Source organism: Marvinbryantia sp. (assembly GCF_047017445.1).
GTDB lineage: Bacteria > Bacillota > Clostridia > Lachnospirales > Lachnospiraceae > Marvinbryantia.
Window position 1 is genome coordinate 27,433 of the sequence record NZ_JBKXTT010000010.1, and the last position, 13,178, is coordinate 40,610.

General features: G+C 52.0%; 11 protein-coding genes. 8 read left to right on the forward strand and 3 right to left on the reverse strand.

Translation table 11 applies throughout. The annotated features are described in order from the left end of the window. Nucleotides 1-3: 3 nt before the first annotated feature. From ACLU9Q_RS12495 to ACLU9Q_RS12525, 7 genes are all read left to right on the forward strand, one after another. Nucleotides 4-1,056, forward strand: a complete 1,053-nt coding sequence (locus ACLU9Q_RS12495; RefSeq protein WP_296838963.1) for an ABC transporter permease — start codon at nt 4-6, stop codon at nt 1,054-1,056. Between the two features lie 13 nt (nt 1,057-1,069). Beyond that, the gene (locus tag ACLU9Q_RS12500) at nt 1,070-2,068 is read left to right on the forward strand and encodes an ABC transporter ATP-binding protein (protein ID WP_296838966.1); all 999 of its coding nucleotides are present in this window, start codon (nt 1,070-1,072) and stop codon (nt 2,066-2,068) included. Next, entirely contained in the window at nt 2,065-3,117 is a 1,053-nt protein-coding gene (locus ACLU9Q_RS12505; protein ID WP_296838969.1) for an ABC transporter ATP-binding protein, read from the forward strand. The genes ACLU9Q_RS12500 and ACLU9Q_RS12505 overlap by 4 nt, the downstream gene beginning before the upstream one ends. A gap of 226 nt (nt 3,118-3,343) precedes the next feature. Then, on the forward strand, nt 3,344-4,963 hold the full coding sequence (locus ACLU9Q_RS12510; protein WP_296838972.1) for a peptide ABC transporter substrate-binding protein: 1,620 nt from the start codon (nt 3,344-3,346) through the stop codon (nt 4,961-4,963). Between the two features lie 127 nt (nt 4,964-5,090). After that, nucleotides 5,091-6,488, forward strand: a complete 1,398-nt coding sequence (locus ACLU9Q_RS12515; protein WP_296838975.1) for a CAP domain-containing protein — start codon at nt 5,091-5,093, stop codon at nt 6,486-6,488. Nucleotides 6,489-6,562: 74 nt separating this feature from the next. After that, entirely contained in the window at nt 6,563-7,408 is an 846-nt protein-coding gene (locus ACLU9Q_RS12520; protein WP_296838978.1) for an Mrp/NBP35 family ATP-binding protein, read from the forward strand. A 173-nt stretch (nt 7,409-7,581) separates the two neighbouring features. After that, entirely contained in the window at nt 7,582-8,604 is a 1,023-nt protein-coding gene (locus tag ACLU9Q_RS12525) for an aromatic acid exporter family protein (RefSeq protein WP_296838982.1), read from the forward strand. Between the two features lie 4 nt (nt 8,605-8,608). On the opposite strand, the gene ACLU9Q_RS12530 is transcribed toward ACLU9Q_RS12525, so the two are convergent. Next, nucleotides 8,609-9,370 (reverse strand): lysozyme family protein, encoded by a 762-nt coding sequence (locus ACLU9Q_RS12530; protein ID WP_296906869.1) that lies wholly within the window; start codon nt 9,368-9,370, stop codon nt 8,609-8,611. A 209-nt stretch (nt 9,371-9,579) separates the two neighbouring features. On the opposite strand from ACLU9Q_RS12530, the gene ACLU9Q_RS12535 reads away from it, so the two are divergent. Continuing rightward, the gene (locus ACLU9Q_RS12535; protein WP_296906872.1) at nt 9,580-10,869 is read left to right on the forward strand and encodes a galactokinase; all 1,290 of its coding nucleotides are present in this window, start codon (nt 9,580-9,582) and stop codon (nt 10,867-10,869) included. Nucleotides 10,870-10,921: 52 nt separating this feature from the next. Here the strand turns inward: ACLU9Q_RS12535 and ACLU9Q_RS12540 are convergent, their stop codons facing one another. Further along, nucleotides 10,922-12,223 (reverse strand): MFS transporter, encoded by a 1,302-nt coding sequence (locus ACLU9Q_RS12540; protein ID WP_298513540.1) that lies wholly within the window; start codon nt 12,221-12,223, stop codon nt 10,922-10,924. Nucleotides 12,224-12,319: 96 nt separating this feature from the next. After that, a complete protein-coding gene (locus ACLU9Q_RS12545; RefSeq protein ID WP_296906879.1) occupies nt 12,320-12,973 on the reverse strand; it encodes a TetR/AcrR family transcriptional regulator in 654 nt (217 codons plus the stop codon). Nucleotides 12,974-13,178: the final 205 nt, after the last annotated feature.

Here is a 13,178-nt window from a genome sequence, read left to right on the forward strand (position 1 = left end):
GAAATGAAAGAAAATCCAAATCCGTTAAGTTTCCAGGCAAGAATCCGTCCGGAGGACTTCCTTCCCGCTTCGAATGAGGAAAAGCAGAACCTTGTCGTGATGCGCGAGAGCGTCAGTTTCTGGAAGGATGGTATGCGTCGCCTTCTGAAGAATAAGGTGGCGATGGTGAGCCTTATAGCAGTTGTATTAATCATGTTCTTTTCCTTTGTGGTGCCGGCATTTTATCCGTACAGCTACGAGGAACAGATTCGTGGGAGCGAGCATCTTGCACCGATGACATATTCCGAGGAGGAGCAGGCGCGCATCGACGCCGGGGAAAAGGTGTTCCCGCACGTGCTTGGCACGGACAAGCACGGACGTGACTATGCTATCCGTGTGATGATGGGAAGCCGTGTTTCTCTGATCGTTGGTCTGGTGGCAGCCGTGATCATCCTGGTAGTCGGCTCTCTGTTCGGCTCCATCGCAGCATTTTTCGGCGGCTGGGTGGATATTATCATGATGCGTATTGTCGATATTATCTATACCATCCCGGACGTGCTGCTGATCGTGCTTTTATCGTTTGCGCTGAAGGCGCCTCTTGAGACGCTCGCCACGATGCCGGGCTTCGGTTGGGTGCAGGTGCTCGGTAAAAACCTCATCAGTATCTTTATCGTGTTCGCACTTCTGTACTGGGGCGGCATGGCGCGCATGGTGCGAAGCCAGATCCTCACCTTAAAGGAGAGCGAGTACGTGACGGCGGCGCGTGCGCTTGGCGCATCGAACGCCAGAATTATCAAAAAGCATCTGCTGACAAACTGTATCGGTACGCTGATCGTTACCACGACCCTGCAGATTCCGTCCTCCATTTTCACAGAGAGCTTTTTAAGCTTCCTCGGACTTGGCGTGGCGGTGCCGATGCCGTCGCTTGGAAGCCTTGCGAGCGATGCGATCAATGGTCTGAATACTTATCCGTATCTGCTGTTTATCCCGGCGATACTGATCAGTTTGATTATTCTGAGCTTTAACCTGCTCGGCGACGGTCTGCGCGACGCGTTTGACCCGAAGATGAAGAATTAGGGAGGAGAACAACATGAGTGAATATCTGGTAAACATAGAACACGAACGCCTCTCTTTCTTCACACCGGCGGGGGAGGTAAAGGCGCTGAACGACGTATCTTTCCACATTAAGCAGGGAGAGGTGCTTGGCATCGTCGGCGAGAGCGGCTCCGGCAAATCGGTAACGGCGTACAGTCTGATGGGACTGACGGCGTATCCGGGTAAGCTGCTCGGCGGTACGCTGGATTTCAACGGCCACCGCATCAACGATATGACAGAAAAGGAATTCCAGAAGATGCGTGGAAATGAAGTCTCCATCATCTTCCAGGACCCGATGACGAGCCTGAATCCGGTCTACACGATCGGCAACCAGATCCGCGAGGTGATCAGGCTCCACACCAATAAGAGCAAGAAAGAGGTACAGGAGCGCGCGGAGGAGCTTCTGCAGCTTGTCGGGATCAATGAGCCGAAGAAGCGTCTGAAGCAGTATCCGCACGAGCTGTCCGGCGGTATGCGCCAGCGTGTGATGATCGCGATCGCTCTGGCGTGCGAGCCGAAGCTTCTGATCGCGGACGAGCCGACGACGGCGCTCGATGTGACCATTCAGGCGCAGATCCTGGAGCTGATGATGGATCTGAAGGATAAGCTTGGCATGGCGATCATGATGATCACGCACGACCTCGGCGTGGTGGCGAGCATGTGCGACCACATCGCGGTTATGTATGCCGGAAATATTGTGGAGTACGGCACAACGGACGATATTTTCTATAACCCGAAGCACGAGTACACCAAGGGGCTGATCCGCAGCATTCCGCGCATGGACAGTAAGGAGCATGAGCGTCTTGTCCCGATCGAGGGAACGCCGGTTGATATGCTGAATCCGCCGAAGGGCTGCCCGTTTGCGTCCCGCTGCGATGAGTGTATGCAGATCTGTCTGCGCGAGAAAGCGCCGGTTACATACTTTGGCGACGTACATTACACATCCTGCTGGATGAATCAGAAGGCAGAGCTGGAAGGAGGAAGCGCGAAATGAGCGATAAATTATTGAAGGTAGAGCACCTTTACCAATACTTTCCGGCTGGCGGCTTTGGAAAAAACAAGAAGTATGTGCAGGCGGTAGATGACGTATCGTTTTTCATTAACAAAGGAGAGACATTAGGACTTGTCGGCGAATCCGGCTGCGGAAAGACGACGACCGGGCGCTCGCTTCTCCGGCTTTATGAGCCGACGAAGGGGCGTATCATCTACGACGACAAGGTGCTTTTCGACAGCGGAGATGTGCCGCTGATGGATGATAACCAGAAGGATATCATCGTGGACGGCAAAACGCAGTTCGGCAGAAAGACGGCAGTGGATATGAAGCCGTACCGCCGCGAGATGCAGATCGTATTTCAGGATCCGTATGCGAGCCTCGACCCGCGTATGACGGTGGGGGATATCGTCGGGGAAGCGATCGACATCCACAAGCTGGCGTCCTCAAAAGAGGAGCGCTACAATAAGATACAAAGCCTGCTGGAGCGGGTGGGATTAAACTCGGAGCACGCAAACCGCTATCCGCATGAGTTTTCCGGCGGTCAGCGCCAGCGTGTCGGTATCGCCCGCGCGCTTGCGGTCGATCCGAAATTCATCGTCTGCGACGAGCCGATCTCCGCGCTGGACGTTTCCATTCAGGCGCAGGTGGTCAATATGTTTGAGGACCTGCAGGAGCAGATGGGACTGACATACCTGTTCATCGCGCACGATCTGTCGGTGGTAAAGCATATTTCCAACCGCATCGGCGTAATGTATCTCGGAAAGCTGGTGGAGCTGGCAGACAGCTACGAGCTGATCTTCCACAGTATGCATCCGTATACCAGGAGCCTGATCTCGGCGATCCCGATCGCCGATCCGAAGACGGCGCGCGCGAATAAGCGTATCGTACTGGAGGGCGACGTACCCAGCCCCTTAAATCCGCCTTCGGGCTGCCGGTTCCGCACACGCTGTCCGTATGCGACAGAAAAATGCGCGGCGGAGGTGCCGAAGTTTAAAGAGGTAAGTAAGGGACACTATGCGGCGTGTCATCATCTGGATAAACTGAATTGAGAGAGAAACTGGAGAGGATGAGAAACGCCTCTCCTTTTTTTGTGCGAAAGCATTAAGCCGTGCAGACACTGGCTTCGGAGGCTGGGCATGCGTGCATGTCGAATAAATTTTAACAAATTTTAATAATTAAAAGATTCATTATGGACAAAAATACATCACTGTGCTATAGTAAAGCATATGCAGGCGCGAAAAGCGCGCATAGAGAAAAGATTTAAAGGAGGATAACATGAAAAAGAGAGTAATTAGTATGCTTCTCGCAGCAGTGATGACCGTTTCTCTGGTTGGCGGTACCATGATGACTGCAGCGGCAGAAGAAGCAGCAGAAGGCAAGCAGCTTTCCGTACAGGTTGGTCCGGATCCGGAAACCATTGATCCGGCGCTGAACAGCGCGGTAGACGGCGGAAATATGATCCTGCACGCATTCGAGTGTCTCTTAACGATCGACGAAAACGGTCAGATCGCTCCGGGACAGGCGGAAGAGTGGGGCGTATCAGACGACGGCCTTACCTGGACCTTCAAGCTTCGTGAGGGACTGAAATGGTCCGATGGAAGCGATCTTACTGCAAACGACTTCGTTTACAGCTGGAAGCGCGTATGCGACCCGAACGTAGCAGCACCGTATGCTGAGACAGTACTTGGCATGGTAGAGGGCTTCGACGAGGCAATCGAGGGCAACCTTGACGCGCTGGCAGTTACCGCAGTTGACGATCTGACACTGGAGGTTAAGCTTTCCTCTCCGTGCCCGTTCTTTGAGAGTCTTGCAGCATTCGCAACCCTCAGCCCGGTTCAGCAGGCAACGGTTGAGGCAAACGGCGATGCATGGGCGATCGACGCTGCAACCTATATCTCCAATGGTCCGTTCATGGTAACAGAGTGGGTACCGGGCGCTTACATCATCATGAGCAAGAACCCGAACTACTGGAACGCAGACGCGATCAAGCTTGGCAGCATCAAGTGGAACCTGATCGAAGATTCCAACGCATCCTACAGCGCATATCAGAGCGGCGAAGTTCTGATGATCAAGGATGTTCCGACCGAGGAGATCCCGAGCCTTGAGGGCAACGAGGAATTTTATGTAGAGCCGATCATCGGTACCTACTACATTTCCTACAATACACAGGTAGAACCGCTTGACAACCCGCTGGTACGTAAAGCTCTGAACCTGGCGATCGACAGAGAATATGTTGCAAACACCCTGATGCAGGGAACCTATTCTCCGGCAACCAACTTCATGGGACCGGGCTGGATGGATACCGACGGAACAGAATTCATGGATAACGCAAACGGCGGCGAACCGTACATGAGCGCAACCGCTGATATCGAGGGCGCTCTGGCAGCTCTTGAGGAAGCTGGTTATCCGAACGGCGAAGGACTTCCGGTTCTTCACTACACCACAAACGATGCCGGTTACCATAAAGCAGTTGCAGAGTACCTGCAGCAGGCATGGAAAGAGATCGGCGTTACTCTTGAGGTAGATATCGTAGAGTGGTCCAGCTTCACACCGATGCGCCGCAGCGGAGACTTCGAGATCGCACGTAACGGCTGGGTAGGAGACTATGCAGATCCGTCCAACATGCTTGACCTCCTGTACTCCACCAACGGAAACAACGATGGTAAGTTCACCAACGCTGACTACGATGCAGCAATGGATCTTTCCAGAAGCACTACAGACGCAGCAGAGCGTTCCGCAGCGCTTCATGAAGCAGAGGATATCCTCATGGCTGAATCCGCATGCTGCCCGCTGGCATACTACAACGACTTCTGGCTGCAGAGCAGCAAGATCGAGGGCGCTTGGCATTCCGCATATGGATACTGGCACTTCATGTATGCTGATATCGCAGAATAATTGAAAAATAAGCAGTAAGAAATAATAAATAAAGGCTGCCGTGAAGCAAGTTGTTATAGCTTCGCGGCAGCTTTTATGTTAAAATAAAAGTAGCACATAAAAGTACAGAGAGATGGGAGGTATGGTTATGGAGAATGTGAAAAGGGGATTTGCGAAAAAAACGGCGGGTATGATTCTGCTGCTCCTGCTGATGCTGCTGGCGGCGTTTCCTGTGAGCGCGGCAGGCACGACTGTGAAGGTGTCTGTCAAAGGAAAGCTGGATTATGAGAAAGCATACCAGGCGCTGACTTATACGAATCAGATCCGTGCAAAGGCGGGCGCCAGTGCGCTTAAAATGGATAAGGACTTAATGAACGTAGCTATGCAGCGGGCGGCGGAGATTTCTTTGCTGTTTTCACACAACAGACCGGATGGTACGGATTGCTTTTCGGCTTCTTCAAAAATGTATGCGGAAAATATCGCAGCCGGGCAGGCGAGCGCATCAGCGGTGACAACAGCATGGAAAAATTCTTCCGGACATTACGCGAACATGGTGAATAAAAGCTACAGGAGCATAGGCATCGGCTGCTTTAACTGTGACGGTACGCTGTACTGGGTGCAGTGCTTTGGAACGGGAAGCGCGTCGACGGTCACGAAGCCGGCGAATAAGAGCGCAGTGGTGAGGATCAATCTCCACAAGTATTATATGGAGGATGCCAGAAATCTGTTTATCACCGGAGTTTCCGGCAGCTCGGTGAATGCGCTGACACTTGCGAAAGGGAAGAAAAGCACGCTCACCCTGCTGTTTTATAGCGGCGACGGCATCAAGCCGACCGCGCTTCAGTGGAAGGATTTCCGGCTGAAAAGCAGCAACCAGGCTGTTCTGGCGGTAAATAGCGCCGGGCAGCTTCAGGCGCTGAAGACGGGAACGGCAACCGTTACGATCACACACCCGGATTATGCGGGGTGGAGCTGTCCAATGACCTTCAGGATCAGTGATTCCAACGCGCGCAGTCTGATCTTAAATGCCAACGGGGGATCGCTTTCAAAGACGGCAAGCGTGAAGACACAGAAACGCACCGTTACTTACAATAAGAAATACGGAACGCTGCCGACGCCGGTGCGCAAGGGCTATACCTTCAAGGGCTGGTATACCGCGAAATCCGGCGGCAGCAAGGTGACGTCCGCTTCGACGGTAAAGATCACGAAGGGCAAGACGCAGACGCTTTATGCGCGCTGGTCAAAGATCACCGTGAAAAAAGCGGCAATTACAAAGCTTTCCACAAAATCCGGCAGCCTGACGGTGAAGTGGACAAAGGTTTCCGGTGCGAAGGGCTATGAGGTATCCGCGTCGACGAACAAAAAATTTACTTCCGGTACGACGAAAAAAGGAAACGCTGTGGGCGGCAGCAAGATATCCGGCACGTTTAAAAATATGAAAAAGAAGACAACCTATTACGTGAGGGTGAGAGCGTACAAAACAGATGCGCTTGGAAACAAAATTTACGGAAGCTACAGCACGGTGAAAACCATCAAGGTAAAATAGGCGCCTTGCAATTTCCGACAGTTTGTCATACAATCAAATAGAAATTTTGAATGAAAGAAAAGAGGTTTTTAAAAATGTCAGAAAAATCATGCAGCAGCGCATCAAGCTGCACAAAAGAGAGCTGTGAGGGATGCCCGAGCAAGCAGAATCCGCAGAGCTTTCAGGTAGACGCGAATGCATACTCCGAGATCGGGCATGTGATCGGCGTGGTGAGCGGCAAGGGCGGCGTCGGCAAGTCTATGGTGACGGCTTCCATGGCGAATGCACTGGCGGCAAAGGGATATCGCGTAGGTATTCTGGACGCCGACATCACAGGTCCGTCCATCCCGAAGATGTACGGGCTTCGCGGACCGGCAACCGCGGATGACGAGGGGATTTATCCGATGATCACCGGGAATGATATCAAGGTGATTTCCATCAATCTGATGATGCCGGATGAGGAGTCTCCGGTTATCTGGAGAGGTCCGGTGATCGCGGGCGTCGTGAAACAGTTCTGGAGCGATGTGATCTGGGGCGAGCTGGATTATCTTCTGGTTGATATGCCGCCGGGAACCGGCGATGTGCCGCTGACGGTTTTCCAGTCTCTGCCGGTCGAGGGGATCGTGATCGTTTCCTCACCGCAGGAGCTTGTGCAGATGATCGTAAAGAAGGCTTACAACATGGCGAAGACCATGAATATTCCGGTGCTCGGCATCGTGGAAAATTATAGCTGGCTTGCATGTCCGGACTGCGGAAAGAAAATTTCCGTGTTCGGGGAAAGCCATATCGACGAAATTGCGGAGGGCATGGGTCTGAAGGTGCTCGGCAAGATGCCGATCGATCCGCAGTTTGCCGCGCTGGCGGACGGAAAGTTTGCAGAGGCGCAGAACCCATACCTGGAGGAAGCGTACAAAGCGCTTGCGGCAATTTATAAAAAGTAAATACTGTATTTTGCAGTCAGTATAGAACGTTTGCATTTATCACAGCAGAAGATATTGCAGGGCAGTACCTTCTGCTGTTTTGCTATCATACCGGTTCTTTGGGGTATGGAAAATAAGAAGATACATGTGATGAAAAGGAAGATGCCGGAAATCGGGAGAGGGAGGGAACAGGTATGAATATTACACGGAAGCGATTGTGGAAATCGGTATTGCAGGCAGTGAAGGTGGCGGTCGGGAGCAGCTTTGCGATCTGGCTTGCGCGGGCGCTCGGACTTTCATTTGCGGCGTCTGCGGGCACGATCGCAATGCTCACTATTCTCACGACCAAATGGGAAACCGTTCGGCTGTCCGGGTTCCGTATCCTCACGTTTGTGATCGCGGTATTTGTCGCCTGGATCACGATTTCGCGGCTGCATAGCGAATGGCTGGCATATGGGATCTTTATGCTTGTCATGACGCTTCTGTGCGATCTTTTCGGGTGGATGGCGGCGCTCTCGGTAAACGCGGTGATCGGCACGCATTTTCTGGAGACGCAGAACTTCACGGCGGAGGCGATCCGAAACGAATTTTGCCTGCTTTTGATCGGTATTTCCATTGCGCTTGTGTTAAATCTCTTTCATAATAACAGGGTGCGGAAAAAGGATCTTATCCGGAACATGCGCTATGTCGAGAACCGGCTGCAGATGATCATGGGGGAGATCGCTTCTTATCTTTCCTGCCGGGAGATGGAGCGGAATGTCTGGGAGGACATCATCTGGCTGGAGGATCAGCTGCGTGAATTTATCCGCGACGCCCATGAGTACCAGGACAACACCTTCCATTCTCATCCGGGCTATTATATCGACTACTTTGAGATGCGCCTGCAGCAGTGCGGGGTGCTGCACAACCTGCATTACGAGATGAAAAAAATCCGCAATATGCCCGTGCAGGCGCGGGTGATCGCGGAATTCGTGCTGGATACAGCGGACTATGTGATTGAAAAAAATGTTCCCACCGTGCAGATACAGAAGCTGGACGACATCTTTCTGGCAATGAAGGATGAGCCGCTTCCGGTCACGCGGGAGGAGTTTGAGAGCCGTGCGCTGCTCTATCACATCCTTATGGATCTGGAGGAGTTTCTTGTATTCAAAAAGCGCTTCGTGGAAGGGATGGACGAGACGCAGAGAAAGCTTTACTGGGAGAGTAATCAGGTATAGCAATTTATAGTTCTATATATTGCAGCACATGCGACACATACTGTGGATCTCCATATGTCTCCCATCCAAGCTCCGCTTTCATTTTTTCAGAAAATTCAAAGGCGTTTTCCTCGGAGTAGCCGCCGTAGTTGGCGATCGCCCATCCTGCGTAGTCGTTGCCGAAGTTGTATTCCTGCAGGGCGAGCTTCAGCGCGTTTGTGTCGGATATGCTCTTGCATTCTGCCTGTTCGAGGCAGTAGGCGAAGGTCTCGACGCCCACCCGGATGGAGTAGGCGGTGTCGGCGATGCTGCCCGGCGTGTTATCATATTCCGTGTTGAACGGGCTTTCTGAGCACTGAAAAATATCGGTGCCCTGCCCGGAGCTTTCCTGCTGCATCAGCGCGAGCAGCAGCGTGGAGTATTCGGAAATGCCGAATTCTTTGCACTGACTGGCAACGGCATCAGCATATTGCAGGACATCGGAGTTGACGCCTACAAGCTTGCCGCGGTTTACTGTGCGGTGTGAAAAACGCGGTAAAATGAACGCCGCGAAAACGATCACGATGACAGACAACGCCGCACATCCGAGAATGATGCGCTGCCTTGCCACCTGCTGCCTGCGCAGCTCGGTGGCGGTGAGGGAGGCTGTCTCCCGTTTGCTGCGCGCTGTGCGGCGCGAAGTTCCGCTGCCTGCCACGCGTGAGGATTTCCTTCCCTGGCGCTTTTTTGCGGTATTTTTTTCAGCTTTTGCTGCTTTTTTGACAGCCGTTTTCTTTTGTGTACTCATTAATCTTCCTTTTCAAAAAGAAACGACCCGGCTCCTGGGGGTTCATTTTCAGCAGGGTGGTTTCTGCAAAATCTATGTAAATTTAAGTTGTATTTTCTTTTTATAGTTATTATAATCGAAGAGGAAGCTGCTGTAAACGAAAGGTTTTCTTAACTTCGCTCCGGCAGGATTCCGTCCGATGTTCAAAAATAATCAAGGGGGATGTACCTATGAAGCAGAATCAGATGGCAGAAGTGCTGGAGAAAAGCAGCGTAAAAGAATTATTTGCCGACCTGTACGGACAGGACAACATAGAGGAGAACATGCAGCGCTACCGTGAGCTTGCGGCGGGATTTGCAAAGAATTTCGGCGATGTGGAATTTGAATTGTTTTCCTCTCCGGGGCGCACAGAGATCGGCGGCAACCATACCGATCACAATCATGGAAAGGTGCTTGCAGGCAGTGTGAACCAGGACTGTATCTGCGCGGCGCGCAAAAATGATTCCAATCAGATACATATTATCAGCGAAACGTTCCATCAGGATTTTGTCATTGATCTGGACAAGCTGGAGCCGGATGCAAAGACCACCGGCACGGTGCCGCTGATCAAGGGAATCCTTGCCGGTTTTAAGGAGAGAGGATTTGCGGTAGGCGGCTTTGACGCGTTCACCACAAGCAATGTGATCAGCGCGGCGGGCGTCAGCTCTTCGGCGTCCTTTGAAATGCTGATCTGTTCGATTTTGAATTACTTCTTTAACGATAATAAAATGACCGTCACAAACTATGCACATGCAGGACGCTATGCGGAAAATGTCTATTGGAAAAAGGCGTCCGGACTGCTTGACCAGATGGCGTGTGCGTGCGGCGGCGTTGTTACGATCGATTTTGCTGATAACGAGAATCCGAAGGTGGAAAAGATCGATTTCAGTCTGGATGCGATCGGCTGTGACCTTCTGATCGTCAATACCGGAAAGGGTCACGCCAACATGAGCGACGAGTATTCCGCAGTTCCGGTGGAGATGAAAAAGGCGGCTGCCTATTTTGGAAAAGAAGTCCTGGCAGAAGTACCGTATGAGAAATTCATGGAAGAGATTCCGCGTCTGCGCACTGCGCTTGGGGACCGCTGCGTGATGCGCGCGCTGCATTTCTACAGTGAAAATGCCCGCGTGGACGAGGAAGTGGCAGCGTTAAAGGAAAAACGTTACGACGACTTCCTGCATCTGATCTGCGAGTCCGGCGATTCCTCCTGGAAGTGGCTGCAGAACTGCTACTGCATCGAGACGCCGCAGGAGCAGGCAATCTGTGTGGCGCTTGCCATGACGGAGCTGTACCGCCGAAGCAAGGGCATCAAAAAGAGCGCCTGCCGTATCCACGGCGGCGGCTTTGCCGGGGTGATCATGGTGATACTTCCGAAGGAGTATACAGATGACTTCACAAAATATATTGAAGAAAAATTAAACGACAAGTGCGTGTACAAAATGACGATCCGCAAATACGGCGCGATCCATATGGAACTGTAAAAAACAGCCCTGCTTCTTCACGGAGCAGGGCATTTATATTATGTCTCCCATCTCATCCGACATTTTTAAAGAGAGCTCTTGCCGGAAGCGCTACCGCCAGGGATGCGGCTGCAGAAAAAAGGATCACAGCCTCCTCGAATCCGCGGCAGCGCTCAAAGAGGATTCCGTAAAGAGCACATCCGAGCGGCTGCGCGCACATGGAAACGGTCATGATGACGGAAATCACTTTGCCAAGCAGCGCCTCCGGGGTTTCCGCCTGGACGAAGGAGAGCACCTGTATCGTAAATACGGAACACAGCGCCATTAGAAGGAAACAGCAGATAACCAGAACCGCATAGGTGAAATGTGCGGACGGCGAGAGCATTACGGCAATTCCCATCGGGAAAATAAGCGCGGCGGCAAAGATGAGCAGATTTCCGGCATATTGAATACCGCTCTGTCCGCCTTGCGCCTGCATAGTGTTCGAATCGCAGGAGATTCGGGCGGATGCGGCAAGGCGGGAGGCAAAAATCCCGGCGCAGATGCCGCCCGCCAGACCACCGGCTGCCAGCGCGCCCTCCGCGAAGCCGCAGAGCCGGTTTGCGAGAGTCGCGGAGAAGGGCAGAACCTCTGTGATCAGATAAGGAAGCCCGACTGTGAGCATTGCGGACAAAAAGAAATTAATGGCGCAGACGATCAGAAGACTCTTGCCGATCACGGTTTTTCTGCGAAAGATAAACGAGAGACTTTCGCCAAAATCCGTTCGAAGCATGGAAAGAAGTCTTTGCGTACGCTGCGGGCGTGTATATGGAATGTAGATAAAAAGCTCCATGACGGCGGAGAGCGCAAAGCAGACGGTGCAGAGCAAAAGTAGCGTCTTCAGTCCACAGACGCTGAAAAGGACGCCGCCAAGTGCCGGACCGAGCAGAGAAGCGAGGGAGTTGACGCTGTTGATAACAGCGTTTGCATGTATCAGATGCTCTGAGCCGGCAAGCGCCGGGATCGCAGCCTGCACGGCCGGGCGGTATGCGCCTGCGATGCCGTACAGCGCCATGAGCACGGCGGTAAGCAGGAGAACGGGATTCCCGGCGTCCATCAGAAGAAAAAGGACAAAAACCAGAGCGGAGGCGGAAAAATCAAGCGCTGCCATGATATTGCGCTTATTTACCCTGTCCGCGATGATGCCGCCGACAGGCGAGAGCAGGATGGAGGGGATAAGGGCGCAGGCAGTCACCGTGCCGTACAGCTGTGCGGAGCCGGTCAGGTTCAAAAGATACAGCGGCAGCGCGAAGCAGAGGGCGGCATTGCCGAACAGTGAGATAATTTGTCCGATGACCACAAGTGTAAAATCTTTGGAAAACAGGTTCTTTTTCATAAAAATCCTCCTTTTAATACCGACCTGCGGTATGTATAATAGTAAAAAACTGCCACCTGTCTGGTTGCTGATCGAAACAGCCGTACAGGTGGAAAATTATCGGTGTTCCTGGTAAATTGCAGACAGCTCCTCCATGCGGTGCAGCATATCCCCATCCACAACATGCAGCCCGATACCGTCCAGAAGCTGCTGGAAAACTTTGAATTTATTGTGCGTTTTTTCCACGGAATCGCCGAAGATCATGGGATTCAGCCAGAAGTTTGCAAGCAGCATCAGCATCTCGGAAAATTCCTCCGGATGCGCTGTCTGGATAGTACCGTCCGCAATGCCCTGCTCAATGATCGGCTGGATATAGTTGGGCGCGGAATCGTTCAGACTCCCGTCCAGAATCATAAAAAGCAGCTGCGGATTATCGCCGAAATTCGGCGCGGCAGTAAACAGCTCGTTCTGCATGGGATTTGTGACAGATTCCCTGAAAAGCATTTTCAGCTTTTCTGCTCCGGTAAGTCCCTTGCGGTCGCGGATAGCGGCGAGCTGCGCGTTCGATTGTGCGGACAAACGATCGGTGACTGCGATCAGAATTTCTTCCTTTGATTTAAAATGGTGATAGATCGCGCCCTTACTCAAACCTCCAAGCTGGTCGATGATATCCTGGATGGACGTATGCTCATAGCCTTTCTGCATAAACAGGCGGTAAGCCGTGTCCAATATTAAATTTACTGTTTCTTCCGGGTGTTTATTTCTTGCCATGATGATTTCCTCAGAAAATTTTCGTGAAAACATACCGTTGGTATGTAAAGGATAGCACATGGGAATTCCCCTGTCAAGTAAAGGTTGCATAAAAAATAAAAAAATTGTGCGTAATTGTTGTCTAAGTTTCCGATAAATGTTTTGACATTGAAAGAGAACGTTGATAAAATTAATGTAATTACTGAATTTTTCGTTACTGTTCACG